Genomic DNA, 26,486 nt, shown 5'->3' with positions numbered 1-26,486 from the left:
CCCCCCCCCCCCCCCCCCCCCCCCCCCCCCCCCCCCCCCCCCCCCCCCCCCCCCCCCCCCCCCCCCCCCCCCGCCCGCCGCTCAGAGCGCCGTCCACCCCCCGTCGACCGAGAGCGTCGTACCGGTGATCTGCGCCGCCGCCTCGGAACAGAGGAACACCGCCGTGCCGCCGATCTGGCCGGTGGTGGCGAAGGCCTTGGACGGCTGGCGGGCCAGCATCACCTCGCGCACCACCGTGTCCCGATCCATGCCATGGGTCTTCATCTGGTCGGGAATCTGCGCCTCGACCAGCGGCGTCAGCACGTAGCCCGGGCAGATCGCGTTGGCGGTGATCGGCTCCTCCGCTGTTTCCAGCGCCACCGTCTTGGTCAGCCCGACCACGCCGTGCTTGGCGGCGACATAGGCGGATTTGAAGGGGCTGGCGGTCAGCCCGTGGGCCGAGGCGATATTGACGATCCGTCCCCAGCCGGCCGCGCGCATCAGCGGCAGCGCGGCGGCGGTCGTGTGGAAGGCTGAGGACAGGTTGATCGCGATGATCGCGTCCCACTTCTCCGCCGGGAAGCTCTCGACCGCCGCGACGTGCTGGATGCCCGCGTTGTTGACCAGGATGTCGCAGGCCCCGGCACGGTCCACCAGCGCGCGGCAATCCTCGGGCCGGGACATGTCGGCGGCGATGTAGCGCACCGTCACGCCATGCGCCGCGGCCAGGTTCTCGGCCAGGGCGTGATCCTCGTCGCGGTCGGTGAAGCTGTTGAGAACGACATCCGCACCGGCCCGTGCAAGCTCCTCGGCCACGCCGTAGCCGATTCCCGAGTTCGATCCGGTGACGATGGCGGTTTTTCCGGCGAGCGACATGGCGGCTTCCTCTGGTGCAGTGGGTTTCGCTCCGCAGCATATGCTGCGACTGCGAAATGTCCATGTCGTCCAGGGGCGGGGCGGCACCAAAAAAAACGCCGGCGCAAGGCCGGCGTTCAGTTATTGAGGCAGGTTTCATACAGGCAAGAAACCTATCGAGCAGTACGTCCCTTATATGCGAAGACGCGCCACGGGCCAAGTTAAAAGTTTGAAAATCCTCAAGCCCGTCAGTAGCCTGACCCCGAGGCCTCGGGCAGTTTGACAGGGATGTGCATCATGAGTTGGACAGGACGGACGCGCCGGGTCCTCGCCGCCGCCGCGGCGGCGGGCCTGGTTCTTGCATCGGCGGCCACGGCCGAGCCGCGGCATGGCATAGCTATGTATGGGGCGCCCGCGCTGCCACCTGATTTTGTGTCGCTGCCCTATGCGAACCCCGACGCGCCGAAGGGCGGGCGTATCGTTTTTGGCGAGGCGGGCGGCTTCGACAGCCTCAATCCGTGGATCGTCAAGGGCCGCGCCCCCTGGGGGGTGCGCGCGCATATGTACGAGACCCTGATGGGGCGCAGCTGGGACGAACCCTTCACGCTGTACGGGCTGCTCGCCGAATCGGTGGAGACCGGCCCGAATCGGGAATGGGTCGCCTTCACCCTGCGCGCCGAGGCCGCCTTCTCGGACGGCACGCCGGTCACGGTCGAGGACGTGATGTGGTCCTTCGAGACGCTCGGGACCGCGGGGCATCCCCGCTATCACGCCGCCTGGTCGAAGATCGCGGGAATGGAACAGACCGGCCCGCGCACGCTCCGGATCACCTTCAACAGCATCGATCGCGAGCTGCCGCTGATCCTGGGACTCCGGCCGATCCTGAAGAAGGCGCAATGGGCCGACCGGCCCTTCGACGAAAGCTCGCTCGAGGTGCCGATCGCCTCGGGTCCCTACGTCGTGGCGGATTTCGAGCCGGGCCGGTTTCTCAGCCTGAAGCGCGATCCGCAATACTGGGGCCGGGATCTGCCCTTCAACCGCGGGCGGCACAATCTCGACGAGATCCGCTACGAGTATTTCGGCGACGGCAGCGTGGTGTTCGAGGCCTTCAAGGCCGGCGCGGTCACCAGTTACCGGGAATGGAACGCGGCCAAGTGGGAGAGCGCCTACGACTTCCCCGCGATCGCTGACGGGCGCATCGTGAAATCCGAGATCCCGCATCAGCGCCCGACGGGCATCTCCGGGTTCGTGATGAACACGCGGCGCGACGTGTTCGCGGATTGGCGGGTGCGCGCGGCGATGATCCATGCCTTCAACTTCGAGTTCATCAACCAGACGCTCAACGGCGGCACCCAGCCCCGCATCCAGTCCTATTTCGACAACTCGGTGCTGGGCATGCGGCCGGGCCCGGCCGAGGGCCGGGTGCGCGCGTTGCTCGCACCCTATGCCGACACCTTGCCGCCGGGCGCGCTGGACGGCTACAGCCTGCCGGTCTCGGACGGGACGGAACGCAACCGGGGCAATCTGCGCAAGGCGGTCCGGCTCCTGGCGGAGGCGGGCTGGACGGTCCAGGACGGAGTGCTGAAAGACGCCGACGGGGCGCCCTTCCGCTTCGAGATCCTGCTCAAGGTGGGCGCGCAGGAAAACCAGTCGATCATCGACATCTACACCCGCGCACTCGCCCGGCTTGGCATCGAGCCGCAGGTCAGTACCGTGGACGACGCGCAATACACCGAGCGCACCAATCTCTACGATTTCGACATGGCCTATTACCGGCGCGGCCTGTCGCTGAGCCCCGGCAACGAGCAGCGGCTCTACTGGGGCTCGGAGGGCGTCGAGAAACCCGGCACCCGCAACTGGATGGGAATCGGCAGCCCGGCCGCCGACGCGATGATCGACCGGCTGCTCTCGTCGGAAAGCCGCGAGGACTTCGTCGCCGCGGTCAGGGCGCTCGACCGCATCCTGATGTCGGGGCGCTACGTGATCCCGATCTGGTACTCGAATATCTCGCGGCTGGCGCATTCGGCCCGGCTGAAGTATCCGGACACATTGCCGATGTATGGCGACTGGATCGGCTTTCAGCCGGATGTCTGGTGGTATGAGGAGGAATAGACAGGTGAGACGGATTGTTCTCTTGGCCGCTTGCCTCGCGCTCGCGTCCTGCGGCACGGTCGAGGGGTTCGGGCGCGACATTTCCGACGGGGCCCGCGCGGTACGCAGCGCCTTCTAGAAAACCGACGCCAGAAGCCCCGCGGCGATCGCCCACATCACGGCGCCGATCCCTGCGTCGAGAACGCGCCATGTACGCGGCGTGCGCATCACCGGCGCCAGCAGCCGCGCGCCGTAGCCGAGGGCGAAGAAGAAGGTGAAGGACGCCGCGACGGCCGCGGTGGCAAAGGCGGCTTTTTCGGCCGCGGGGGCGTATTGGGTCGAGATCGCGCCGATCAGGCCCAGGGTGTCGAGATAGACATGCGGATTGGCCCAGGTGATCGCCGCGGCGGTCAGCATGGTCGGCCAGAACCCGCTGCCGCCCCCGTCGAGGTCGAGGCTGTAGCTGCCGATCCAGGCGTCACGGAAGCGCAGCAGCCCGTAAACGACCAGGAACGCCGCGCCCGCCAGGGCCATGATCGTCGGAAAGCCGGGCCAGAGCGCAACCAGCCGCCCGAAGCCCAGCACGCCCGCGGTGATCAGCACCGCGTCGGAGACCGCGCAGAACAGCACCAGCGCCAGAACGTGGCGCCGCATCAGGCCCTGGCGCAGCACGAAGGCGTTCTGCGCCCCGATGGCCAGGATCAGGGACAGGGCGGTCAGGTAGCCCGTGACGGCGGCACCGATCATGCGCGCGGTTACTCGGCGGCGGCCGGGTGTGCCTCGGCGGGGCGGGTCGGATCCTTGGGGTTGGGGTAGACGAGCCCGGCCGAGATCACCAGCTTGGCGGCGTCTTCCACCGACATGTCCAGCATGATCACGTCCTCGCGGGGCACGAAGAGCAGGAAGCCCGAAGTCGGGTTGGGGGTCGTCGGCAGGAAGACCGACAGCATCTGGTCATCGACCGGGATGCGGTGGGCCACCTCGCCCTTCGCGCGGGTCGAGACGAAGGCGATCGCCCAGATCCCGCGCCGCGGGTATTCCAGCAGGCAGGCCTTCTCGAAATTGGAATCGGTCTGGCTCAGCACCGTCTCGGCGATCTGCTTCAGCCCGCCGTAGAGGGTGCGCACGATCGGCATCCGCTCGACCAGGCGCTCGCCCCAGCCGATGAAGGTGCGCCCGATCAGCCCCTTGGCCATCCAGCCCACCACCATCGTGAAGATGAAGAAGATGATGACGCCGACGCCGCGGACATCGATCCCGATATAGGTTGAGGGCTGGTAGCGCGCGGGCACCCATGGCAGCACCCAGGCGTCGATCACGCCGATGGTCCACCAGACGAGGTAGAGCGTCAGGCCGACCGGTGCGACGACGACGAGACCGGTCAGGAAATTCGCGCGCAGCGACGCGAAGAGACCCGGCCGCTTGCGGCGCGGTTCCAGTCCGCTGCTATGCTCGTCATCCGTCATGGGGCCTCCGGCTACCTTCCGGGTATTTACGCATGGGCGCATCTCAAAACAACAACTAGCACACCCTGCGATGCGCGCGGACCGGTCCCTGCCTCAAAATGCGGCAGTTATGCCGCCGGGCCGGGCGCGGCGTCAGCCGCGGGCGATCTCGGCCGCGATCGCGGCAGCGAGGCGCGCGTTGTTGAGCACCAGCGCGATATTGGCCTCGAGCGAGCGGCCCTCGGTCAGTTCGAATATCCGCGACAGCAGGAACGGCGTGACCTCCTTGCCCGTGATCCCGGCTTCCGCGGCCTCGGCCTGGGCCGCGGCGATCACCGGCGCGAGCCGCTCGGCCGGGATCTCGGCCGCGTGCGGGATCGGGTTGGCCACCAGCTGCCCGCCCGGCAGGGCCATCGCCGCGCGCATCCGGTGGGCCGCGGCGATCTCGGCCGGGGTGTCCATCCGGATCGGCGCGGCCAGCCCCGAGGCGCGCGACCAGAAGGCCGGGAAGTCGTCCGTGCGATAGCCGATCACCGGCACGCCCAGCGTCTCCAGCATCTCGAGGGTCTTCGGCAGGTCGAGGATCGCCTTGGCCCCGGCCGCGACCACCGTGACCGGCGTCTCGGCCAGCTCGCGCAGGTCGGCCGAGATGTCGAAGCTGTGCTCCGCGCCCCGGTGGACGCCGCCGATACCCCCGGTGGCAAAGATCGCGATGCCGGCCAGGCGCGCGCAGATCATCGTCGCGGCGACCGTCGTGGCCCCGGTGCCGCCCGCCGCGACCCAGGCGGCGAGATCGGCCCGGCTGAGCTTGCGGACGTCCTTCGTCTGCGCCAGCGCCTCCAGGGTGCCCGGCTCGAGACCGACATGGATCCGCCCCGCGATCACGGCGACAGTGGCCGGCACCGCGCCGGCCGCGCGCACCGCGTCTTCGACGGCGCGGGCGGTCTCGACATTGCGGGGCCAGGGCATGCCATGGGTGATGATCGTGCTCTCGAGCGCGACGACACCGCGGCCCGCGGCCTGTGCCTCGGCCACCTCGGCGGAGCGGGTCAGGGGCAGGCTCACGGGTTCTCCTCGCTGGAAATATAGGCGGCCGCGGCAGCGAGCGCGGCGTCGAGCGCGGCGCCGCGATCCGCCGTCCGCCGCCCGGCGGCGATATGGGCGGCCATGAAGGTGTCGCCGGCCCCCGTCACGCGGGCGACGGTGACCTCGGGCGGGGGACGGGTGACCACGCCTTCGGCCGTCGCGTCGGCAGCCGGATCGCCGCCATGGGTGACGAGCGCCCGCGCGAGCCCGCGTGCCACCAGCGCGGCCGCGGCGTCCCCGGCCGTGGCCGGGCGCCCGCCGAGAAGCAGCCCGGCCTCCTCGAGGTTGACGTAGAGCGTTGCGCGCGGATGGGCCAGGAACGGCCGCAGCCGGTCGGCCTTGCCGGGCGAGGCCGGCGCCACGCGAAGATCGGCGGCCGCGAAGAGCGGGCTGTCGGCGATCTCGGCCATCAGCGCCCCCGTGAGGTTCCCGTCGAGCGCCACGGGCCCGGCCCAGGGCGCCGCGGCGCTGCCCAGCCGCCCGTCCGCGAGCGGCGCGAGAATCCGGTCGCCCGCGGCCTCGAGCGAGCGCGCATCGGCGATGGCGGCGATCAGCCCGTTGGCGCCCTCGACGGCCATGTAGCGGTCGGTGGGCAGGTCCTCGGCCACGTGGACATGGTCGGTGTCGAGCCCCAGCGCACGCGCGGCCGCCAGCAGGTCGCGCCCCTCGGGATCGGTGCCGAGCGCGGTCAGAAGGGCCGGGCGCATCCCCATCCGCCGCAGCGTCATGGCGATGTTCATCGCGACGCCCCCCGGCAGCCGGGTGATCCGGCCCGGCATGTCGGCGCCATGGCTCATCGTCACGCCGGCGCGGCCGATCACGTCCCAGAGGACGGAACCGATACAGAGGATGTCGGGCCCGGTCATGGACAGGTTTTGCCGTGGACCGCGCCGCACGGCAAGCCTTGACTGCGGGGCAGGGCGGGCGCATGTGACCGATACGGGCTTGCCAACCCTCCCGGCATGGAGTAATGGCACGCCACTGAAATCCGCAGGCGGGGTCTGGGCCGCGCGGGGAGACATCCCGCAAGGTCCGCCGGTTGGGCAGATGCCCTGAAGCCCCGCCAAGGCGCAAACCGGAAAGGATAGGATATGGCGCTTCCTGAATTCTCGCTGCGTCAGCTTCTCGAAGCTGGCGTGCATTTCGGCCACCAGACCCATCGCTGGAACCCCCGCATGGCCCCGTTCATCTACGGGGACAAGAACGGCATCCACATCGTCGACCTGACGCAGACGGTCCCGATGCTGGACGCCGCGCTCAACGTGATCCGCGAAACCGTGTCCAAGGGCGGACGCCTGCTCTTCGTCGGCACCAAGCGCCAGGCACAGCGTCCGATCGCCGACGCGGCCGAGAAGTCGGCGCAGTACTACATGAACCATCGCTGGCTGGGCGGCACGCTGACCAACTGGAAAACCGTGTCGAACTCCATCGCGCGGCTCAAGCAGCTGGACGAGCGGCTCGACGGCGGGGCGGAGGGCCTCACCAAGAAAGAGCGTCTCGGGATGGAGCGCGAGCAGGCCAAGCTGCAGGCGTCGCTCGGCGGTATCCGCGAGATGGGTGGCATCCCGGACCTGCTTTTCGTCATCGACGTCAAGAAAGAGCAGCTGGCCATCGCCGAAGCCCAGAAGCTCGGCATCCCGGTCGTGGCCGTGGTCGACACCAACTGCTCGCCCGAGGGCGTGGACTACATCATCCCGGGCAATGACGACGCCGCCCGCGCGATCTCGCTCTACTGCGATCTCGTGGCCCGCGCGGCGCTCGACGGCATGTCCGCCCAGCTGGGCGCGGCCGGCGTCGATGTCGGCGAACTGGCCGAGGGCATGGAAGAAGAGGCCGTGACCGGCGCGGACACCGGCGAGACCCCGGCCGAGGAAGAGCCCAAGGCCGAGGCCTGAGCCCAGCCCGTCACGAAACAGACACAGGGTCGGGCTAAGCCCCGGCCTGAGATGCAATCGAGCATTTAGGAGACCGATCATGGCAATCACCGCAAAGCAGGTGAAAGAACTCCGCGACCAGACCGGTGCGGGCATGATGGACGCGAAGAAGGCGCTGACCGAAACCGACGGTGATCTCGAAGCCGCCGTGGACTGGCTGCGCACCAAGGGCCTGGCCAAGGCGGCCAAGAAATCCGGGCGCACGGCGGCAGAAGGGCTGGTCGCCCTGGCGGTCGAGGGCGGCACGGGCGTCGCCGTCGAGGTGAACTCGGAGACCGACTTCGTCGCCAAGAACGCCGAGTTCCAGGCGATGGTGAACGACATCGCCAAGGCGGCGCTGAACGCCGACGATCTCGAGGCGCTGCAGGCGGCCGATCTCGGCGGCAAGAGCGTGGCCGACACGCTGACCGACAAGATCGCCACCATCGGCGAGAACATGACCCTGCGCCGGATGGCCAGGGTCGAAGGCGACGCCGTCGCGGCCTATATCCACAACCAGGTGACCGACGGCATGGGCAAGATCGGCGTGCTGGTCGGGCTCAAGGGCGCGGATAACGGCATCGGCAAGCAGATCGCCATGCACGTCGCCGCGGCCAACCCGGCCTCGCTCTCGGAAGACGACATCGACCCGGCGCTGGTCGAGCGCGAGAAGGCCGTGCTGACCGAGCAGGCGCGCGAATCCGGCAAGCCCGAGCAGGTCATCGAGAAGATGATCGTCGGGCGGATGAACAAGTTCTTCGAGGAAGTCACGCTTCTGAAACAGAAATTCGTCATCAACCCGGACGTCACCGTGGGCGAGGCCGCCGCCGAGGCCGGCGTCGAGATCACCGGCTTCGTCCGGCTGGAAGTCGGCGAAGGCATCCAGAAGGAAGAAGAGGATTTCGCCGCCGAGGTGGCGAAGGCCGCCGGCCACTGAGCCGACGCGGACGGGACGAAAATGGACGGTGCCGCCCCGGGGGGCGGCACCGTTTTATTTTGCCTGGGTCTGGGGATGAAAGACCGCATTGGCAATGCACCGGGCCGCAGGCCGAAAAAAGACCCTTGCCCGGCATCCGGGGGTCCCGGACCCGGCGACCGCGTGCCAGAAATACCTGGACCCGGCGCCGGATGTTCCATGGCATCAATTGCCACCACTCACGGAACTTTCTCAGGATGACAGGTTACCCTGCGTCACAAAAGTAAGGGAAACCATACCCCCGGCGTAAGGAGGGCTTTCACTCGATCAGGAAAATCTGGTTCTGGATCGCCGCCTTCATGATCGCATGGGCGGTCGTCTCGGCATCGAGGGCCTGGCGCGCGCGGCGCAGATGCTTTTCCACCGTTGCCGCGGTCAGGCCCATGACGCAGGCCACGTCCTGCACGGTCTTGCCGTCGGCGACCCATTGCAGCACCTCGCGCTGGCGCGGCGAAAGCCGGTCGCCCTTGCGGTAGGGAAGCTGCAGCAGCTTCAGGTGCATCACGTTGTTCATCGCCACGATCTCGCCGCCCGAAATGGCCCAGAGCGCGTCGACCGCCTCCTGGCTCATGCCGGAGCGCGCGCAGAGCCCGATGGCCCCGATCGAGATCGCCGAGACGCCCTTGAAGCTGATCGTGTAGCCGGCCGTCAGGCCATGGGCGCGGTTGAACTCCAGCACGCGCCGTTCCTCGTCCGAGAGCAGCCCGCGCTGCATCCGCTCCGCGGCATAGGCCCAGCTGAGCGCACCGGGATTCTCCGCCGCCCAGCGAACCATCGCGGCCTGGGTGTAGAGACCCTCGTCGATATAGGCGCGGCGGTAGTCCTCGCTGTGATTCGTCAGGATCACCGCGTCGTGCATGTCGGCCATCGTGACCGTGCTGCGAAACCGCGTGAAACCATAGATCATGCGGTCGAAACCGAACTCGGCCATCTTGTCGATATGCCGCGCCCAGACGTCTTCCATCGACCGGGCGAGGGTGATTTCGCGAATATGCTCAAGCGTCGAGGCGCTCACAGTCACATCCGTATCGCGCATCAGCTCGCTCCGGGCGCTAGGAGCCCGGCGAGGGCATCCATCGCCAGGACGTATCCGCGCGGACCGAAGCCACAGATCTGTCCGGCGGCCACCGGGGCGATGTAACTCTTGTGACGGAACGCCTCGCGCGCATGGATGTTCGACAGGTGCAGCTCCACCACGGGCAGATCGACGCCGGCGATCGCGTCCATGAGCGCGACGGAGGTATGGGTATAGGCGCCGGCGTTCAGGACGATCCCGTCATGGCGGCCCGCGGCCTCGTGGATCGCGTCGACCAGCGCGCCCTCGTGGTTGGACTGGGCGAAGGCCAGGTCGACGCCGATGGCGGCCGCGTGCGCGCGGCAGCGACTCTCGATCTCGGCAAGGGTGGTGCGACCGTAGACCTCCGGCTGGCGCCGGCCGAGCAGGTTCAGGTTCGGGCCGTTCAGAATCAGGATGGAGGTCATGAGGCTTTGTCCCTTAAGCCTTGGCAAACTACAGAGAAACTGAGCTATCTGTCGAGGGCGCGACGGTGATTCCGATGCAGGTGTTGCCGCCGCATGACGCTGGGTCAGCTGAAGGAGGCGCCGGTGCCGGACCGGAAGAGCTACGACGTGGTCATCGCCGGCGGGGCCGTGATGGGCAGCGCCTGCGCCTACTGGCTGACACGGTTGTCCGGGGGCAGGGCGCGCGTGCTGGTGGTCGAGCCCGACCCCGGCTACGCGCGGGCCTCGACCGCGCTGAGCGTCGCCTCGATCCGGCTGCAGTTCTCGAACCCGGTCAATATCGAGATCTCGCGCTTCGGTCTGGAGTTCATCCGCAATATCTCCGCCTATCTCGGTCCGGCGGGCGGGCCCGGCGATCTGGGACTGCGCGAGAATGGGTACCTGTTCCTGGCCGGCACGGAGTTGCAAGCCGCAAATATGCGCCAGAACAGGGATATACAGGTCTCTCTTGGCGCAGAGACAGAACTTCTGGACCGGGCGGCGCTGGCCGCGCGGTTCCCGTATCTGGCGCTCGGGGATGTGCGGCTCGGATCCTTCGGCCCGCGCCACGAGGGCTGGTTCGACAATATGGGTCTGCTGGGCGGGCTGCGCCGGGCTGCGCGCGCCGCGGGCGCGGACTACCTGCAGGACAGCGTCACCGGTATCGACGCGGCCGACGGGCGCGTAACCGGGGTGCTCTTGGCGTCTGGACGCCGGGTGACGGCCGGGCATGTCGTCAACGCGGCCGGCACCCACGGCGCCGGGGTTGCCCGGATGGCAGGCCTGGATATTCCCGTAGAGCCGAGGAAACGCACGGTTTTCCTGATCGACGCGCCGCGCACCAAACATCCCGACGCACCGCTTCTCGTCGATCACACCGGGTTTTACCTGCGGCCCGAGGGCGATCACTGGATCTGCGCGACCGTGCCCGAGGACGATCCGCCGGTCGATCACGATGATTTCGAACCGCGCCACTGGGAATTCGAGGACGAGATCTGGCCGCGTCTCTACGCGCGTGCGCCGGAATTCGACGCCGTGAAAGTGCTGCGGATGTGGGCCGGGCATTACAGCTTCAACCGGTTCGACGCGAACGCGATCGTCGGGCCGCATCCGGACCGCCCGAATTTCCATTTCGCCAACGGCTTCAGCGGGCACGGGCTGCAACAGGCGCCCGCGGTCGGGCGCGGCGTTGCCGAGGCGATCCTTTACGGAGAGTTTCGCAGCCTTGATCTGAGCGAGCTGTCGATAGGGCGCATCCTCGCGAACCGTCCGTTCCGGGAAAAAGCCATCGTGTGAGGGATTTACACGCAGGGCTTCACCGGGGCCACCATCTATAATTATTACATAATACCTATTATGAGAATCCCTGATGGCCGATACCGGCCGTCATGCGCAGGCCACCCCGCCTGTTGCAAGGATCACGGTCGCGCGTTCCTGTCCGCCGTTTCGGCGATCGGCAGGATCACCGAGAACGTGCTGCCATGGCCGCGTTCGGACTGGATCTGGAATCGTCCGCGATGGCGGTTGATGATGTGCTTGACGATGGCCAGCCCCAGCCCGGTGCCGCCTTTCTCGCGCGACCGGTGGCTGTCGACACGGTAGAAGCGTTCGGTCAGCCGCGGAATATGCACCGGATCGATGCCCTCGCCCCGGTCGATCACGTCGATCCTGAGCGCGGGTCCGCGGAAGCCCGCGAAATGCTGCACGATCCGGGCCTCGACGCGCACCACGCCGCCCGAGGCACCGTATTTCAGCCCGTTCTCGATCAGGTTGGAGATGACCTGCGTCAGCTGGTCCGGATCGCCCGCCACGGTCGCCGTGTCACATTCGGCCAGGAGGTCGATCTCGGCGCCGGCGCTTTCGGCCAGCGGCCGCAGTGCGGCGATCGTGCTGCGGATGAGCGCGATCACGTCCACCAGGTCGCGCGGGCGGACGCGCTCGTTGACCTCGACCTTGGTCAGTGACAGCAGATCGCTCACCAGCCGGTTCATGCGGTTGGCCTCGCGTTCCATGATGGTCAGGAACCGGTCGCGCGCGGCCTCGTCGTTGCGGGCCGCGCCCCGCAGGGTCTCGATGAAGCCGGCCAGCGCGGTCAGCGGCGAGCGCAGCTCGTGGCTGACATTGGCGACGAAGTCCCGGCGCATCTGCTCGGCTTCCTCGACATGGCTGATATCCTCGAAACTGACGATCACGCCCGAGAGCCCCGATCGCGCCCGGTCCAGCGGAATGGCGACCATGCGATAGGTGGTCTCGGTCGAGGCGCCGGCCCGCATGAAGCGCCCTTCCGACCGGCGGCGGTGGCGCAGCGCGTTCTCGATGCAGTCGAGCGCGCCCGGCTGGCGGATCACGGCGACATAGTTGCGCTCGGCCGGTTCGCTGCCCAGCAATTCGCGCGCGGCGTCGTTGGCGATCCGGATGCGGTTCTCCGAATCCACCACGAGCAGCGGGTGCGGCAGCCCGGCCAGAACGGAATTCAACTGGTTAAGGTCCATCGCCCCCTGCCCTCGCTCGGCGTGTCGGATCGCGGACGGCCACGACACCGCTCCCCTGCCCTGCGAATGTAAAATTTATATGACAAGGCCGCGCGGCCGCCACCGGGTCCGCGGGTGTCAGGCGCGTTCCTCGCGCAGGTTGCGCGGCGCCGCGGCCCGTGCAGCCGCCTCGATCGCGGTCTCGAGTTCGGCCTTCAAGAGCTCGATATCCTCGATCCCGACCGAGACCCGGAAGAATCCCTCGACCAGCCCCAGCGCGTCGCGCTCGGCCGCGCTGAGCGCGCGGTGCGACGAGCTTGCCGGATGCGAAAGGGTCGTGCCGATGTCGCCCAGGGTCGGCGCGAAGGCGATGTTCGGCGCGGCCTCGACCAGCGCGTTCGCCGCGGCACGCCCGCCCGGCAACACGAAACTGACCATGTTGCCGCAATTCCCGTTGAACAGGCGCTGCGCCAGCGCGTGATCGGGATGGTTCGAAAGCCCCGGATAGATCACCTGCGAGACGCCCGGCACGTCCTCGAGGAAATGCGCGAGTTCCTCGGCGTTTTCCTGGGCACGATCGAACCGCACCGCGAAACTGTGCAGCCCCCGCTCGGCCAGCCAGCAGTCGAACGGGCTGGCCGTCATGCCCCAGGTCGCCACGGTGTCCGAGATCGCCTGGGCAATCTCGGGATCGCGCGCGGCAACATAGCCGAGCGTGGCGTCGGAATGCCCGGCGAGCAGCTTCGTCACCGAATGCACCACGATATCGGCGCCGTGATCGAAGGGCCGGAAGGCGCGCGGCGTGGTAAAGGTGTTGTCGACCAGCAGCAGCACCTCGTTTTCCGCCGCGATCTGCGCGATGGCCGGGATGTCGGCCACGCGCAGGGCCGGGTTGGACACGGTCTCGATCACGATGACGCGGGTCTCGGGGCGGATCGCCGCGGCGATGGCGGCCGGGTCGGCGGGATCGGCAAGGCTGACCCGGACGCCGAAGCGCGGCAATTCCTGGCGCAGCATGCGCAGCGTCCGGCCATAGAGCTGCGTGCCGCCGATGACGTGGTCGCCTTCGGACAGCACCGCGAACAGCGCCGCCGAGATCGCCGCCATGCCGGACGCGGTGACGACGCCGCCCTCCGCCCCTTCGAGCCAGTCGATCTTGGAGGCGAGCACATCCGCGTTCGGGTGCCCCTCGCGGGCATAGGCATAGCCGGGCGCGCGGCCTTCATACATGTCGTCGAGCGCGTCCGGGCTGCCCGCCGCATAGACCACCGACGGCATGACGGGTGTCACCACCGGCCGGAAGCTGTTCTCGGGCATGCGGCTGCGTCTCACGATGGAGCGGCTCTCGTCGTCGCGATCGGACATGTCAGTTCCTGGTTAACCTGTACTCAAAAACCATGACGTGGGTGATCTTACAAGGTATTTCAGCCCCCCCGATACCCTCTCTCGTTGCAGGGACGCGCGCATCGGGATAGCTTCGCGCAAGTGTATCAGTGCTCCGTCCATGTGAGAGGTTTACCAGTGATGATCCGTAGAAACACCGTTTCCATTCTGTTGACGATCGCGCTCTGCCAGGGTGCCCTGGCATTCCGCGCGGCGGCGGACGACACGTCCGCGCTGACCGTACACCTGGACGGGGTGACCGGGGACGGCCCCGTCTATATCGGCCTCTACGACTCCGCCGAAACCTTCCTCGATGACAGCGCGTCCGCCTACCAGCTTCGGGTCGCCGCGGGCGTCACCGAAGTCGAGCTGCCCGATTTCGCGGCCGGGCTCTACGCCTTCGCCGCCTATGAGGACCGGAACGGCAACGCGGAACTCGACACCGGTTTGTTCGGCGCCCCGTCGGAACCCTACGCCTTCTCGAAGAACGCGCGGCCGATGTTCGGCGTGCCGAAATTCTCGGCCTGCGCGCTCATGCTGGCGCCGGGGGACAGCGTCACGCTCAAGCTGCGCTAAACCCGCCCCGTGCCGCGTGAGTTTCGCCGACGAAGTACTTGATTCTGCGTCGGGACCGTGCATGGCCGCACGGTTCCGCGGGTGTCGTGGGGCGTGATTGTGATCTGGCGGTCCCGACAGGATTCGAACCTGTGACCTCATGCTTCGGAGGCATGCGCTCTATCCAGCTGAGCTACGGGACCGCACTGCGGGTGGTCTATAGCGGCTCGCCGGCGCCGCTGCAATCGGGAATCAGGCGAAAAGCTCGTGGCAGAGTTCCAGCGCATCCACCAGCGCGTCGACCTCTGCCCGGGTGTTGTACAGCCCGAAGCTCGCCCGGCAGGTCGCGTTCACCCCCATATGCGCCATGAGCGGCTGCGCGCAGTGATGCCCGGCCCGCACCGCGACGCCTTTCTTGTCGAGCACGGTGGAGATGTCGTGGGCATGGGCCGCGCCTTCGAGCGTGAAGGAAAAGATCGCGCCCTTCGTCGCGGAGGTGCCCTGCATGTTGAGCCAGTTGAGCCCGCCGAGCCGCTCCATCGCGTAATCGCGCAGGCCGGCCTCGTGCGCGGCGACGTTCTCCATCCCGAGATCCATCAGGTAGTCGAGCGCCGCGCCCATGCCGATCTGCTGCACGATGCCGGGCGTGCCGGCCTCGAACTTCATCGGCGGATCGTTGTAGCTGACCGCGTCCTTGCCGACCTCGCGGATCATGTCGCCGCCGCCCATGAAGGGCTGCATTTCCGCCAGCCGCTCGCGCTTGGCATAGAGCGCGCCGGACCCCGACGGGCCATAGAGCTTGTGCCCGGTGATCGCGTAGAAATCGCAGTCGAGCTGCTGGACGTCCACGGGGCCGTGCACCGCGCCCTGGCTGCCGTCGACCAGCACCGGCACGCCCTTCGCATGCGCCCCGGCGCAGATCGCCTCGACGTCCACATGCGTGCCGAGCACGTTGGACATGTGGGTGACGGCGACCAGCTTCGTCCGCGGCCCGATCGCGTCGATCACCGCCTGCGGGTCCAGATCCCCGCGGGAGTCGACATCGACCCATTTCAGCACCACGCCCTGGCGCTCGCGCAGAAAGTGCCACGGCACGATATTGGCGTGATGCTCCATCACCGTCAGCACGATCTCGTCGCCCGGCTCCATGCGGGGGGCGGCCCAGCCGTAGGAGACGAGGTTGATCGCCTCCGTCGTGCCCGAGGTGAAAACGATTTCGTCCTCGGAGCCCGCGTTCAGGAAGCGTTGCACCTTGCCGCGCACCGCCTCGTATTTCTCGGTCGAGAGGTTCGACAGGTAATGCAGCCCGCGATGGACATTGGCGTAATCCTCGGCATAGCCGCGGGTGACGGCGTCGATGACAGCCCGCGGTTTCTGGGCCGATGCGCCGTTGTCCAGGTAGACCAGCGGCTTGCCGTTCACCTCGCGCGACAGGATCGGGAAATCGCTGCGGATGGCCTCGACGTCATACACTTTGCGGAACCCCCGGAATGAAAGATGAGAAGAGCCCGAGCAAGATGCTCAACGCGAAGATAATGCCGATCATCGATGCGACAATCCCGGCGAACACCGCACCGGCCGAGGAAAACCCGTGAAGTTCGGTCACGAAGAGCGTGAAAATCCAGAAGAACAGCACGATCGAGACAAGTCCGATCATGGCGGCGAGGGGCGCGAAAAGGATCAGCGCCACGAATTGCGCCGCCTGCACCAGCAGCATCACCACCTGCATCCAGGCCACGATCTTGAGCGAGGCGTCGAAGCTGCCCCGCCCGCCGAAGGCGCGGCCGATCTGGTAGGTCGCGAGCACCGTGACCACGAAGATCGTGCCGTGAGCCCCGAGGACCAGCGCCGGGTTGGACAGCATCTCGGCCATCGGGCCCATCGCGGTCGACGGGTAGAGCAGCGTCGACAGCTGCGAGATAATCACGCTGAGCACGACCGCCAGCGCCCCGATCATCCAGAGCGCCTGGCGCGGCAGGTCTATGGACAGCACCGCCCGGGCCCCGTCTCGCGGCGCGGTCAGGCTCAGCCGCGCAAGGCCGATCATGTCGTTCAGCATGGGACTCCCGGGGTTGGCTGGATCCGCTGGCGCGAAGATAGAGCCGCCCCGTCCCGGCAGCAAGGGCCGGCGATCATCCTGCCGGTCCGCTGCGGCGTTCGGCCTCGAAGAGCCCTGCCAGCCAGAAAAAGAGGAAGACGCCACCGGCGAGGCTGCCGGTGATCGTCAGCGCCGGACCGGCGCCGATGAATCCGGCCACCAGCCCCCGCAGCAGCATCAGCGGCGCGGCCGCCAACAATGCCCAGAACAGCGCGATCCGCGCGCCAAGCCAGCCCCCCTGCCCGCCGAAGATCCGCGCGACGAGATGGCTGAGCGCCGCCAGCCCGTAGAACATCAGCGGGGCGATCACCACCGCGCCCAGCAGCGCCCCGGAGGCCAGCGCCGCAAACGGCGGATCCCCGCCCGAGAGATGCGCCTCCCGCGCGAGCGCGGGCAGTTGCGCCGCGAAGAGCAGCACCGCCGCGGCCATGAGCCATGTCAGCGCCCGGCCCTCGCTCGGCCCGTCGGACAACAGGCGCCGCAGGGTTTCCCGCGGCGCCCGGTAGGTGCGGAGAATGTCGCGCGCGACGGACATCAGCCCTGGCGGCGCCGTGCCATCCAGCCTTCGAGCCGTCCGAGCAGCTCGTCGGCAAGCGTCCGGTCCTCGATCTCTTCCAGCGCCTCGGCGAGGAAGGCGATGACCAGCATGTCCTGCGCCTCGGCCCGCGGCACGCCGCGCGCGCGCAGGTAGAAGAGCAGGTCCTCGTCGATCGCGCCCGAGGTCGAGCCGTGGCTGCACTGCACGTCGTCGGCGTAGATCTCCAGTTCGGGCTTGGCGTAGAACTGGCTGTCCTCGTCCAGCAGCAGCGACTGGCTGATCTGGTAGCCATCCGTGCGCTGCGCGTCGGGCTTCACCAGGATCTTGCCCTGGAAGACCCCCACCGCGCCGTTGCGCAGCACCTTCTTGAAGACCTGCCGGCTCTCGCAATCCTGCGCGTCATGGGTGACGAACACGGTGTCGTCCTGGTGGAACACCCCGTCGCCCACCGCCGCGCCGGCCACATGGGTCACCGCGCGGTCGCCGGTCAGCTCGATCACGCATTCGTTGCGGGTCATCACGCCGTTCACGGTGAGCGTGAAGGACTTGAAGACGCTTTCCTCGCCGAGCCGCGCGAAGACGTGGGTGGCCGAGCGCCGTTCGTGGTCGCGCCCCTGCGCGCAGACATGGTGGAACGTGCCGCCGTCGGCGACGTCCACTTCCATCACCTTGTTGAACCGCGCGGCGGCCGGACCGTTTTCCAGCACGGTCAGTTCCGCGCCGCTTTCCACCCGGATGACGTGATGGAGGTAAGCGTCGGAACTGTCGGACTTATGGAGGTAAATCAGGCTGACGGGTTTCGGCGCCCGGCCGGTGGCCCGGATCACCACGCCATCTTCGGCCAGCGCCGTGTTCAGCGCCGCAAGCGGGCGGTCGACCGGGGTCTGGCCGCGGGTCTCGAGCGCGCCGTAGAGATCCCTGGCCCAGTGGATGTCGGTCCCGGCGGCCTCGCCCAGGCGCTGGATCTCGATATGCTCCATGGCCAGTTCGTCGGATTGCGCGGGATCGAACACACCGTCGACGAAGACCACCTTCAGGCGGTCGACCGCGCCGAAGACCGGGCTTTCGCCCGTTTCCAGGACCGATGCCGCGGGTGGCTCGGCCTGGACCAGCGTCGCCGGGTTGGTGAACTTCCAGTACTCGTCGCGCCGTCCCGGCAGGCCCATGGAGCGCACGCGCGCCAGCGCGGCGGCGCGGGCCTCGTCGGCCCATTTCGCTCCCTTGGGCAGCGGCCGGTCCGCGATGCGGGCCTCGGCGGATTCGCGCTTCGCTTCAGCGACCGCCATCAGGCCACCTCCTTCAGGATATCGCCGTAGCCATTCTCCTCGACCTCGAGCGCCAGCTCGGGCCCGCCGGTCTTGATGATCCGGCCATCGGCCATGATGTGGACGACGTCGGGCACGATGTGGTTCAGCAGCCGCTGGTAATGGGTGATGACCAGGAAGGACCGGTTCTCGGTCCGCAGCCGGTTCACGCCGTCGGACACCAGCTTCATCGCGTCCACGTCGAGCCCCGAGTCCGTTTCGTCGAGAATGCAGAGCCGCGGCTCGAGCACCGCCATCTGGAGGATCTCGTTGCGCTTCTTCTCACCGCCCGAGAAACCGACATTGACCGGGCGCTTCAGCATCTCCTGCCCGATTTCCAGCTCATTGGCCTTCTCGCGCACGAGCTTCAGGAAATCGGCCGAGGAAATCTCCTCGTCGCCGCGGGCCTTGCGCTGCGCGTTGAGCGCGGTGCGCAGGAAGGTCATGTTGCCGACGCCGGGGATCTCGACGGGATACTGGAACGCCAGGAAGAGACCGGCTGCGGCGCGCTCCTCGGGATCCATGTCGAGGATGTCCTGGCCGTCGAAGCTTGCGCTGCCATCGGTCACCTCGTAGCCCTCGCGGCCCGAGAGCACATAGGACAGGGTCGACTTGCCCGATCCGTTCGGCCCCATGATCGCATGGACCTTGCCGGGCTCCAGCTTGAGGTCGACCCCCTTGATGATCTGCTTGTCCTCTTCCTCAAGTTTGACGTGCAGGTTCTTGATTTCCAGCATTTTCGTCTCTTTCTTCGCGTGTGTTTCAGGCAATGGTCACGGCCGTGCCGCTGGCCGAGACCATCAGCATGTTGTTGATGACTTCGTAGTCGAGATCGACGCCCACCACGGCGTTGCCGCCAAGCGCGCGGGCGCTCTCCTCCATCTCGCCGAGCGCGACGCCGCGCGCCTTGGCGAGTTCTTCCTCATAGGCGCCGGAACGCCCGCCGAGCAGGTCGGTGATCCCGGCGAAGACGTCGCGGATGACGTTCGCGCCGAGGATCGCCTCGCCCACGACGACGCCGTGATAGGCGGTAATGGTCTTGCCCTCGACCGAGGGGGTGGTGGTCACGATCATCTCGGGTCTCCTTGCACGGGACGGCGGGCCGTCAGCCCACCGATCCCTCGAGAGAGATCGCCACGAGTTGCTGGGCCTCCATGGCAAACTCCATGGGCAGGGCCTGCAGCACCTCCTTGGCGAAGCCGTTGACGATCAGGGCGACCGCCTCTTCCTCGTCCATGCCGCGCTGGCGGCAATAGAACATCTGGTCGTCGTCGACCTTGGAGGTCGTCGCCTCGTGCTCCACCCGGCTCGAGTTGTTCTTCACCTCGATATAGGGAACCGTGTGCGCGCCGCACTTGTCGCCGATCAGCAGGCTGTCGCACTGGGTGTAGTTGCGGCTGTTCTTGGCCTTGGGATGCATGCTGACGAGGCCGCGATAGGTGTTCTGCGCGCGCCCCGCGCTGATCCCCTTGGAGACGATGCGCGACTTGGTGTTCTTGCCCAGATGCACCATCTTGGTGCCGGTATCGGCCTGCTGGTAGTTGTTGGTGATGGCGATCGAGTAGAACTCGCCCTGGCTGTCGTCGCCGCGCAGGATGCAGGACGGGTATTTCCACGTCACGGCGGACCCGGTCTCGACCTGGGTCCACATGACCTTGGACCGGTCGCCGCGGCAATCGGCGCGCTTGGTGACGAAGTTGTAGATGCCGCCATTGCCTTCCTCGTCGCCCGGATACCAGTTCTGGACGGTCGAGTATTTCACCTCGGCGTCTTCCTCGGCGATGATTTCGACGACGGCCGCGTGCAGCTGGTGCGTCTCGCGCATCGGCGCGGTGCAGCCTTCGAGATAGCTGACATAGCTGCCCTTGTCGGCGATGATCAGCGTCCGTTCGAACTGGCCGGTGTTCTCGGCGTTGATGCGGAAATAGGTGCTGAGCTCCATCGGGCAGCGCACGCCCGGCGGCACGTAGACGAAGGAACCGTCCGAGAAGACCGCCGAGTTGAGCGTGGCGAAGTAGTTGTCAGAGGGTGGCACGACGCTGCCGAGATACTTCTTCACCAGCTCCGGGTGATCCTGGATCGCCTCGGAGATCGAGCAGAAGATCACGCCGGACCTGGCAAGCTCCTCCTTGAAGGTCGTGCCGACCGAGACGGAGTCGAACACCGCGTCGACGGCGACCTTGCGGCCCTCGGCCGGGGCCGTCTCGTCGGCGCCCTCGACGCCGGCCAGGATCATCTGTTCCTTCAGCGGGATGCCCAGCTTTTCATAGGTCGCGAGCAGCTGGGGATCGACCTCGTCGAGCGATTTCGGCTTTTCCGCCATGCTCTTGGGCTTGGCATAGTAATACTGTTCCTGGAAATCGATCGGCGGGTAGCTGACCATGGCCCAGTCGGGCTCCTTCATCTTGGTCCAGCGGGCATAGGCCGACAGCCGCCACTCGGTCATCCATTCCGGTTCGCCGTTCTTGTCCGAGATCAGGCGGACGATGTCCTCGTCCAGGCCCTTCGGCGCGAACTCCATCTCGATCTCGGTTTCCCAGCCGTACTTGTAGCGTTCGCCGACCGATTTGACCGTTTCGACCGTCTCGCGGTCGACGCCTTCGCGGATTTCGGTGTTGTCCAGTGCCGTCATGTGCCTGTCCGTTCTCCTGTTCGCGCCCCGGTCGGGGCCGTTTCGCGTCTCGACTGTCCTCAGGCGGCGCGCGCCTTGTGCTTGCGGTACTGCGCCTCCCAGACATCGGCGAAGCGCATGATTTCGTCTTCCGTCGTCTCCGGCCCCATCGAGACCCGGATCGCCGACGCGGCGGTCGTCTCGTCCTGCCCCATCGCCAGCAATGCGCGGCTGGCCTTGACCTTGCCGCTGGAACAGGCCGCGCCCGACGAGATCGCGAAGCCGGCCAGGTCCATCTGCATCACCTGTGTCTCGCCCTTCCAGCCGGGTACGGCGAAGTTGGACGTGTTGGGCAGGCGCTGGGCGCCCCTGCCGAGGAAGATAGTGTCCGGTGCGGCGTCTGCCAGACGGGCCTCGAGCCGGTCGCGCAGCGCGGCCACGCGGTCCCAGGTGCCGTCGGCCAGCTCCCGCTGCGCGGCCTCGGCGGCGGCGCCGAAACCGGCGATGCCGATCAGGTTTTCCGTGCCCGACCGGCGGCCCATTTCCTGGCCGCCGCCCCTGATCCGGGCCGTGACGTCCAGCCCCTGGCGCAGCACCAGGGCGCCGACGCCCTTCGGGCCGCCGAGCTTGTGGGCCGAGAGCAGCGCCATCTCGACGCCCGACCACGCGAAGCTCACCGGGATCTTGCCGAAGGCTTGCGTGAAGTCCGACACGGCCAGTCCCGCGGGCAGGGTCTGGACGACGCCGGTTTCGCCATTGGCTTTCTGCAGCGTGCTGGCCGCGGGATCGGCGACGGTGACGCGGCCCTCGGCATCGGCCGCGAGCCCGTCGGCCGTCCAGGCCGCGACCGCGTCATGCTCGATGCCCGCCGCGGCGAGATCGCGCCCGGCCAGCGCCAGCGCCGCCGCCTCCGTCGCGCCGGAGGTAAAGACGATATCCGCCCCGCTGGCCCCGAAGGCCTCGGCGATCTGGGCGCGGGCCCGTTCCATCAGCCCCTTCGCGGCGCGTCCCTCGGCATGGACCGAGGACGGGTTGCCGACCACGTCCATCGCCGCGATCATGGCGTCGCGGGCCTCGGGGCGCAGCGGCGCGGTCGCGTTCCAGTCGAGATAGCTCCGTGCCGTCATCCGTCGTCCACCACCTGGAAGAGCGCCGGCACCGCCGGGCAGGGCTTGAGCTGGTTGTCCACGATATCCGACAGCCGGACCTGGTGGAGGAACACATAGACCTGCGCCGACAGGCTTTCCCAGAGCCGGTTGGTCAGAGACTGCGCCCGCGTGCCCGACAGGCCGCCCGAGGCCCCTGCCCCGGTATGCATGGCGCTCACGGTTTCGTCGACGGCCTCGAGCACCTCCGACACGCGGATCGCGTCGGCCATCCGCGCCAGGCGATAGCCGCCGCCCGGCCCGCGCACCGACTCCACCAGCCCCGCGCGGCGCAGCTTGACAAACAGTTGCTCGAGATAGGGCAGCGAGATGTCCTGCCGGTCGGAGATCGCGGAGAGCGAGACGAGCTCGCCGGGCTCGGCCGCGGCCAGATCGGTCAGCGCGACCATCGCGTATCGGCCCTTGGTGCTGAGTTTCATGTCTGTCTCGCTCTGCGTTGGAGTTGACGAAGCCGCGAACGGGGCTTAACTCCGAAATCTCGATGGACGGGAGGCGGCAAGCCTAAATTTAGAATAGTTCTAGGTTCTCTGAGCGATTCCGTCAAGATTCACGGTCGCACAGGGCCCGATCAGACCTGAGACAGGGGACCCGATGCCAGAAGTCATTTTCCCCGGCCCGGAGGGACGCCTCGAAGGCCGGTATCACGCACAGAAAGAACGCGACGCGCCGATCGCGCTGGTGCTGCATCCGCACCCGCAGTTCGGCGGCACGATGAACAACCGCGTGGTCTACAACCTTCACTACGCCTTTCACAACATGGGCTTCACGGTGCTGCGGTTCAACTTCCGCGGGGTCGGCCGCAGCCAGGGCGAATACGACCAGGGCGTGGGCGAACTCAGCGATGCGGCCTCGGCGCTCGACTACCTGCAGTCGATGAACCCCAACGCCAAGCACTGCTGGGTGGCCGGCTTCTCTTTCGGGGCGTGGATCGGCATGCAGCTGCTGATGCGGCGGCCCGAGATCACCGGGTTCGTCTCGGTCTCGCCGCCGGCGAACATGTATGACTTCAGCTTCCTCGCGCCCTGCCCGTCCTCGGGGCTGATCCTGAACGGCTCGGCCGACCGCGTCGCGCCGCCGGCCGACACCAAGGCGCTGGTCGAAAAGCTGCAGGAGCAGAAAGGCATCACCGTCACCCACGAGGAAGTCGAGGGCGCCGGGCATTTCTTCGAGGATCCCTACATGGACCCGATGCTGGAAGCGGTCGACACCTATGTCCGCCGGCGGCTGACGGAAACCTCGCGCTAACCGATGAGACGATCGCCGCTCCCGTGGCGCGCCGCGTAATGCTGGCGTAGCCGCTGGAGCGCTATCCGCAGCACGATCTTCCCGGACCGGGCCGACCATCCCATGCGCTTCTCGGCGGTCTCCAGGCCTTCGAGGAAGCAGCAGCAGCGCAGCGCGATGTCCCCGAGACCCGGACCGAGATCGGCCAGTGCCGCCTGAACCCGCGCCCGGGCCGACCGCGCGCCGCCATCGGCGGCGTCGGCCCCCGCCGCCGCGCTCGGCCGCGCGCCCGCGGTCAGGAACCGATCCCAGTCCTGGGTGATCCGCGGCCCCATCTGCGCCAGTTCGAAATCCTCGCGCAGCCGTTCGCCGGCCTCGACCAGTTCGGGCGGGAGGAACGGTTTTCCGTCCTTGTCCCTGCGCCGTGCCAGCGCGGTCAGGGGCGATTCCGCAAGGTTGTAGCGCAGCTTGCGCGGCGTGCCATCGCGCTCCTCGCGGATCTCGCGCGTCTCCCAGCTGCGATGCTGTTCGGCATAGGGGCTGGGCGCCTCGGCGAAACCGGTCGGCGCCACCGTTTTCTGCCGGTCCTCGGCCAGCAGCCGCTTCAGCGCCGCCCGGCCCGCCGCGGTGATCTCGTAGGCGTTGACGCGACCGCGCCGGAAACAGGCGATCCAGTCCTTGAGCGCGAAGGCCTGCGCGATCTCGCGGTCGACCACCGCGGTGCGGGTGGTCCTGTCATCGGGCATCTCGCGCAGCACGACGGCCTTGTCCATCTCGGGGGCCACCGCGAGGAACGCGCCGGTTTCGCAAAGACGCCGCAGGATGCGGCGGGCTTCCCGGTCGATGCGCGCGGCACCGGACACGTCGCGGATGCGGGCGGAATGGGGCATTTGGGGGCACTCCTCTGCATGGGGGGACGGGCCCTGGCGCGGCCGTGCCCGGTGCAGCCGGTCAAGCACGGCATCGACGAGCGGATCGTCGCGCCGGATCTCGAGCTGACGCACCTGGCGGAGCACGGTGGAGGCGTGGCAGCCCTCGGCCCGCGCGACGTCACGCAGCGAGAGACCGAGGCTCGTATGCAAGAGATAACGCCGCGCGGCCGCCGGCAGCCAGGACGGGAATACCGGACCGAACGCGGGGTCCGGCCGGGTTCGACCCTGCCGCATGCCCACTGCCCCCACGAAAACCATCGCCAAAGCCGAAACAACCTAAGGTTGCTTTGGTTACGGGGGCGTTAAGCCACTTCGATTTTCGTAAAAATGTTTATTCTGCGTTAACGCCCTGTTAGCTTGCGTACGCGCGCTTCCGGCAGCTGCAACAGCATCCCAGGCAGCGCCTAGTCTTCCCGGTATCACAACCCAGGGGAGATTTTTATGTCCGATTTTTTCGCCGCGCTCCACAGCCTTCGCCGGCCGAAACTGCTGATCCGCGCCGCCCGGCTCGGACTGGAGGACTACGTGCGTGACCGCGATCTCGCGCGGATCACCCGGTCAGACGCCCCGCCGCCGCCGGGGCGGGCGCTCGACCGTCTCATGGTCGAGGAGGACCTGCTCGAACAGACCCGCCGCGCGGGGGACGCCGGCTACAGCGTCACCCGCCATGTCGAGTTGCTGATCGCGCTCATGGCCGAAGCCCGGCTTCTGCCGCGGCCCGTTGACCGGCTCAGATAAAGGCGTCGGGTTCGGCGTCCTTCTTCTGCTGGACAAAGGCGCGCAGCGCCTCGTCGATCGCCGGATCGAGCGCGGGCTGCTCGTAGTCCGACAGCATGCGCCGGACCCGCTCTTTCGCCAGAACGCCCGTGTCGCGGGCGCCTTCCTCGTACCAGGTCTCGTAAGGCTTGTAGTCGAACAGCTCGGTTCGCCAGAACGCGCTCTGGTAATTGGCCTGGGTGTGGGCACAGCCGAGGTAGTGCCCGCCCGGCCCGACCTCGCGTATCGCGTCCATGGCCTGGGCGTTCTCGTCCGTGGCCACGCCGGCGGCCAGCTTGTGGAGCACCCCCAGCTGGTCGGCATCCATCACGAATTTCTCGAAGCTCGACACGAGCCCGCCCTCGAGCCAGCCGCAGGAATGCAGCATGAAGTTCACGCCGCCCAGCAGCGCGGCATTCAGCGTGTTGGCCGTCTCGTAGGCGGCCTGCGCGTCCGGCAGCTTGGACCCGCAGAGCGCCCCGCCCGACCGGAACGGCAGGCCGAGACGCCGCGCGAGCTGCCCCGCTCCGTAGAGGATCTGGCTGGCTTCCGGCGTGCCGAAGGTGGGCGCGCCCGAATTCATGTCGATCGAGGTCACGAAGGCGCCAAAGATCGCGGGCGCGCCCGGACGGATCAGCTGGCTGTAGGCCACGCCGGCCATCACCTCGGCCAACACCTGCGTCAGCGTCCCCATGACCGAGACCGGGGCCATCGCGCCGCCCACGATGAAGGGCGAGATGATGCAGGCCTGGTTCGCGGCGGCGTATGTTTCCAGCGCCCCCATCATGACGTGGTCGAAGGTGAGCGGCGAGTTGATGTTGACCAGCGAGGTCATCACCGTGTTCTGGTCGACGAAATCCGCCCCGAAGAGGATCTTCGCCATCTCGACCGAGTCCGCCGCGCGGACCGGCTCGGTGACCGAGCCCATGAAGGGTTTGTCCGACAGCGTCATGTGCGCGTAGAGCATGTCGAGGTGACGCTTGTTCACGGGGATGTCGGTCGGCTCGCAGACCGTGCCGCCGGAATGGTGCAGCCATTTGGACATGTAGCCCAGTTTCACGAAGCTGCGGAAATCCTCCATCGTGGCATAGCGGCGCCCGCCGTCCTGGTCGCGCACGAAGGGCGGGCCGTAGACCGGCGCCAGCACCATGTTCCGTCCGCCGATCACGACGCTTTTCTCGGGGTTGCGGGCATGCTGGGTGAAGCTGCCCGGCGCGGTCTTGATCAGCTCGCGCGCGAGCCCCCTGGGCAGGCGCACCCGCTCGCCCTGCACGTCGGCGCCGGCCTCGCGCCAGCGTTCCAGCGCGGCCGGGTTGTCGACGAAGCTGACGCCGATCTCTTCGAGCACCTGCTCGGCATTGGCCTCGATGATCTGGAGGGCCTCTTCGTTGAGAAGATCCAGGTTGGGAATGTTGCGCTCGATATACTTGACGGTCTCGATCCGGCGTGCGGTCCGCTCGGCGCGGCGTGCGGCGCCACCACCTCCCCGGGAACGACGGCGTGCTGCGGCCTCGGTCATGACGCTATCCTTTATCTTCGGCCGGGCGGCCCGGCTGTGCGATCGTCTGGCCTTGGATTTACCTGAGTCACGCCCGCCGGTTTG

At 67.7% G+C, this 26,486-nt stretch carries 28 protein-coding genes and 1 tRNA gene; 8 read left to right on the top strand and 21 right to left on the bottom strand.

What is annotated here, in order from left to right:
• Window positions 1-81 precede the first annotated feature (81 nt).
• Window positions 82-855, bottom strand: coding sequence for a 3-hydroxybutyrate dehydrogenase (locus ACQ5SP_RS16305; RefSeq protein WP_430939465.1), 774 nt, complete (start codon window positions 853-855; stop codon window positions 82-84).
• A gap of 276 nt (window positions 856-1,131) precedes the next feature.
• Here ACQ5SP_RS16305 and ACQ5SP_RS16300 point away from each other — a divergent pair, with 276 nt between their 5' ends.
• Window positions 1,132-2,946 (top strand): extracellular solute-binding protein, encoded by a 1,815-nt coding sequence (locus tag ACQ5SP_RS16300; protein ID WP_430939464.1) that lies wholly within the window; start codon window positions 1,132-1,134, stop codon window positions 2,944-2,946.
• Between the two features lie 4 nt (window positions 2,947-2,950).
• Entirely contained in the window at window positions 2,951-3,064 is a 114-nt protein-coding gene (locus ACQ5SP_RS16295; RefSeq protein WP_430939463.1) for an entericidin A/B family lipoprotein, read from the top strand.
• Here the strand turns inward: ACQ5SP_RS16295 and ACQ5SP_RS16290 are convergent.
• The 4 genes from ACQ5SP_RS16290 to ACQ5SP_RS16275 all read right to left on the bottom strand — a co-directional run bounded on the left by ACQ5SP_RS16290 (window position 3,061) and on the right by ACQ5SP_RS16275 (window position 6,322).
• Window positions 3,061-3,672 (bottom strand): LysE/ArgO family amino acid transporter, encoded by a 612-nt coding sequence (locus ACQ5SP_RS16290; RefSeq protein ID WP_430939462.1) that lies wholly within the window; start codon window positions 3,670-3,672, stop codon window positions 3,061-3,063. The two genes, ACQ5SP_RS16295 and ACQ5SP_RS16290, sit on opposite strands and share 4 nt — an antisense overlap.
• Before the next feature lie 8 nt (window positions 3,673-3,680).
• Window positions 3,681-4,391: a DUF502 domain-containing protein gene (locus tag ACQ5SP_RS16285; RefSeq protein WP_430939461.1), complete on the bottom strand. Its 711-nt coding sequence runs from the start codon at window positions 4,389-4,391 to the stop codon at window positions 3,681-3,683.
• Between the two features lie 132 nt (window positions 4,392-4,523).
• Window positions 4,524-5,435 (bottom strand): pseudouridine-5'-phosphate glycosidase, encoded by a 912-nt coding sequence (locus tag ACQ5SP_RS16280; protein WP_430939460.1) that lies wholly within the window; start codon window positions 5,433-5,435, stop codon window positions 4,524-4,526.
• A complete protein-coding gene (locus ACQ5SP_RS16275) occupies window positions 5,432-6,322 on the bottom strand; it encodes a PfkB family carbohydrate kinase (protein WP_430939459.1) in 891 nt (296 codons plus the stop codon). The genes ACQ5SP_RS16280 and ACQ5SP_RS16275 overlap by 4 nt, the downstream gene beginning before the upstream one ends.
• 225 nt (window positions 6,323-6,547) lie before the next feature.
• On the opposite strand from ACQ5SP_RS16275, the gene rpsB reads away from it, so the two are divergent.
• Window positions 6,548-7,351, top strand: coding sequence for a 30S ribosomal protein S2 (rpsB, locus tag ACQ5SP_RS16270; RefSeq protein ID WP_430939458.1), 804 nt, complete (start codon window positions 6,548-6,550; stop codon window positions 7,349-7,351).
• Window positions 7,352-7,430: 79 nt separating this feature from the next.
• Window positions 7,431-8,306 carry a translation elongation factor Ts gene (gene tsf / locus ACQ5SP_RS16265; protein ID WP_430939457.1) on the top strand — a complete coding sequence of 292 codons (876 nt, stop codon included), beginning with the start codon at window positions 7,431-7,433 and terminating at the stop codon, window positions 8,304-8,306.
• 298 nt (window positions 8,307-8,604) lie between these two features.
• Here the strand turns inward: tsf and ACQ5SP_RS16260 are convergent, their stop codons facing one another.
• Both ACQ5SP_RS16260 and aroQ read right to left on the bottom strand, forming a co-directional pair.
• On the bottom strand, window positions 8,605-9,381 hold the full coding sequence (locus tag ACQ5SP_RS16260; protein WP_430939456.1) for a LuxR family transcriptional regulator: 777 nt from the start codon (window positions 9,379-9,381) through the stop codon (window positions 8,605-8,607).
• Window positions 9,381-9,827 (bottom strand): type II 3-dehydroquinate dehydratase, encoded by a 447-nt coding sequence (aroQ, locus tag ACQ5SP_RS16255; RefSeq protein WP_430939455.1) that lies wholly within the window; start codon window positions 9,825-9,827, stop codon window positions 9,381-9,383. Before aroQ ends, ACQ5SP_RS16260 begins: the two co-directional genes overlap by 1 nt.
• Window positions 9,828-9,920: 93 nt before the next feature.
• On the opposite strand from aroQ, the gene ACQ5SP_RS16250 reads away from it, so the two are divergent.
• Window positions 9,921-11,141, top strand: a complete 1,221-nt coding sequence (locus ACQ5SP_RS16250; RefSeq protein ID WP_430939454.1) for an NAD(P)/FAD-dependent oxidoreductase — start codon at window positions 9,921-9,923, stop codon at window positions 11,139-11,141.
• A gap of 122 nt (window positions 11,142-11,263) precedes the next feature.
• On the opposite strand, the gene ACQ5SP_RS16245 is transcribed toward ACQ5SP_RS16250, so the two are convergent.
• Window positions 11,264-12,337, bottom strand: a complete 1,074-nt coding sequence (locus ACQ5SP_RS16245) for an ATP-binding protein (RefSeq protein ID WP_430939453.1) — start codon at window positions 12,335-12,337, stop codon at window positions 11,264-11,266.
• A 117-nt stretch (window positions 12,338-12,454) separates the two neighbouring features.
• On the bottom strand, window positions 12,455-13,681 hold the full coding sequence (locus ACQ5SP_RS16240) for a trans-sulfuration enzyme family protein (RefSeq protein WP_430939452.1): 1,227 nt from the start codon (window positions 13,679-13,681) through the stop codon (window positions 12,455-12,457).
• A gap of 159 nt (window positions 13,682-13,840) precedes the next feature.
• Here ACQ5SP_RS16240 and ACQ5SP_RS16235 point away from each other — a divergent pair, with 159 nt between their 5' ends.
• Window positions 13,841-14,275 carry a DUF2141 domain-containing protein gene (locus ACQ5SP_RS16235; RefSeq protein WP_430939451.1) on the top strand — a complete coding sequence of 145 codons (435 nt, stop codon included), beginning with the start codon at window positions 13,841-13,843 and terminating at the stop codon, window positions 14,273-14,275.
• A 105-nt stretch (window positions 14,276-14,380) separates the two neighbouring features.
• On the opposite strand, the gene ACQ5SP_RS16230 is transcribed toward ACQ5SP_RS16235, so the two are convergent.
• From ACQ5SP_RS16230 to ACQ5SP_RS16185, 10 genes are all read right to left on the bottom strand, one after another.
• Window positions 14,381-14,457 (bottom strand) — tRNA-Arg (locus ACQ5SP_RS16230).
• A gap of 49 nt (window positions 14,458-14,506) precedes the next feature.
• Entirely contained in the window at window positions 14,507-15,727 is a 1,221-nt protein-coding gene (locus ACQ5SP_RS16225) for a cysteine desulfurase (protein WP_430939450.1), read from the bottom strand.
• On the bottom strand, window positions 15,720-16,313 hold the full coding sequence (locus tag ACQ5SP_RS16220; protein WP_430939449.1) for a Yip1 family protein: 594 nt from the start codon (window positions 16,311-16,313) through the stop codon (window positions 15,720-15,722). The genes ACQ5SP_RS16225 and ACQ5SP_RS16220 overlap by 8 nt, the downstream gene beginning before the upstream one ends.
• A gap of 73 nt (window positions 16,314-16,386) precedes the next feature.
• On the bottom strand, window positions 16,387-16,887 hold the full coding sequence (locus tag ACQ5SP_RS16215) for a YIP1 family protein (RefSeq protein WP_430939448.1): 501 nt from the start codon (window positions 16,885-16,887) through the stop codon (window positions 16,387-16,389).
• Window positions 16,887-18,176 (bottom strand): Fe-S cluster assembly protein SufD, encoded by a 1,290-nt coding sequence (gene sufD / locus ACQ5SP_RS16210; protein WP_430939447.1) that lies wholly within the window; start codon window positions 18,174-18,176, stop codon window positions 16,887-16,889. Before sufD ends, ACQ5SP_RS16215 begins: the two co-directional genes overlap by 1 nt.
• On the bottom strand, window positions 18,176-18,931 hold the full coding sequence (sufC, locus tag ACQ5SP_RS16205) for a Fe-S cluster assembly ATPase SufC (RefSeq protein ID WP_430939446.1): 756 nt from the start codon (window positions 18,929-18,931) through the stop codon (window positions 18,176-18,178). Before sufC ends, sufD begins: the two co-directional genes overlap by 1 nt.
• A gap of 25 nt (window positions 18,932-18,956) precedes the next feature.
• Window positions 18,957-19,268 carry a heavy metal-binding domain-containing protein gene (locus ACQ5SP_RS16200; protein ID WP_430939445.1) on the bottom strand — a complete coding sequence of 104 codons (312 nt, stop codon included), beginning with the start codon at window positions 19,266-19,268 and terminating at the stop codon, window positions 18,957-18,959.
• A gap of 31 nt (window positions 19,269-19,299) precedes the next feature.
• Window positions 19,300-20,826 (bottom strand): Fe-S cluster assembly protein SufB, encoded by a 1,527-nt coding sequence (gene sufB / locus ACQ5SP_RS16195; protein ID WP_430939444.1) that lies wholly within the window; start codon window positions 20,824-20,826, stop codon window positions 19,300-19,302.
• Between the two features lie 59 nt (window positions 20,827-20,885).
• A complete protein-coding gene (locus ACQ5SP_RS16190; RefSeq protein WP_430939443.1) occupies window positions 20,886-21,932 on the bottom strand; it encodes a cysteine desulfurase family protein in 1,047 nt (348 codons plus the stop codon).
• Complete coding sequence (locus ACQ5SP_RS16185; protein ID WP_430939442.1) at window positions 21,929-22,390, bottom strand: Rrf2 family transcriptional regulator; 462 nt, start codon at window positions 22,388-22,390, stop codon at window positions 21,929-21,931. Before ACQ5SP_RS16185 ends, ACQ5SP_RS16190 begins: the two co-directional genes overlap by 4 nt.
• Window positions 22,391-22,538: 148 nt before the next feature.
• Between ACQ5SP_RS16185 and ACQ5SP_RS16180 the strand changes: the two genes are divergently transcribed.
• Window positions 22,539-23,216: an alpha/beta hydrolase gene (locus ACQ5SP_RS16180; protein WP_430939469.1), complete on the top strand. Its 678-nt coding sequence runs from the start codon at window positions 22,539-22,541 to the stop codon at window positions 23,214-23,216.
• On the opposite strand, the gene ACQ5SP_RS16175 is transcribed toward ACQ5SP_RS16180, so the two are convergent.
• A complete protein-coding gene (locus ACQ5SP_RS16175) occupies window positions 23,213-24,361 on the bottom strand; it encodes a DUF6456 domain-containing protein (protein ID WP_430939441.1) in 1,149 nt (382 codons plus the stop codon). The two genes, ACQ5SP_RS16180 and ACQ5SP_RS16175, sit on opposite strands and share 4 nt — an antisense overlap.
• A gap of 207 nt (window positions 24,362-24,568) precedes the next feature.
• Between ACQ5SP_RS16175 and ACQ5SP_RS16170 the strand changes: the two genes are divergently transcribed.
• The gene (locus ACQ5SP_RS16170; RefSeq protein WP_430939440.1) at window positions 24,569-24,865 is read left to right on the top strand and encodes a DUF6477 family protein; all 297 of its coding nucleotides are present in this window, start codon (window positions 24,569-24,571) and stop codon (window positions 24,863-24,865) included.
• Here ACQ5SP_RS16170 and ACQ5SP_RS16165 read toward each other — a convergent pair.
• The gene (locus ACQ5SP_RS16165) at window positions 24,858-26,402 is read right to left on the bottom strand and encodes a trimethylamine methyltransferase family protein (RefSeq protein WP_430939439.1); all 1,545 of its coding nucleotides are present in this window, start codon (window positions 26,400-26,402) and stop codon (window positions 24,858-24,860) included. The two genes, ACQ5SP_RS16170 and ACQ5SP_RS16165, sit on opposite strands and share 8 nt — an antisense overlap.
• Window positions 26,403-26,486: the final 84 nt, after the last annotated feature.

It is taken from the genome of Rhodovulum sp. YNF3179 (assembly GCF_050586465.1).
In the GTDB taxonomy this organism is placed as follows: domain Bacteria; phylum Pseudomonadota; class Alphaproteobacteria; order Rhodobacterales; family Rhodobacteraceae; genus CAJXYS01.
This window is presented reverse-complemented; position numbering and strand designations above follow the sequence as displayed.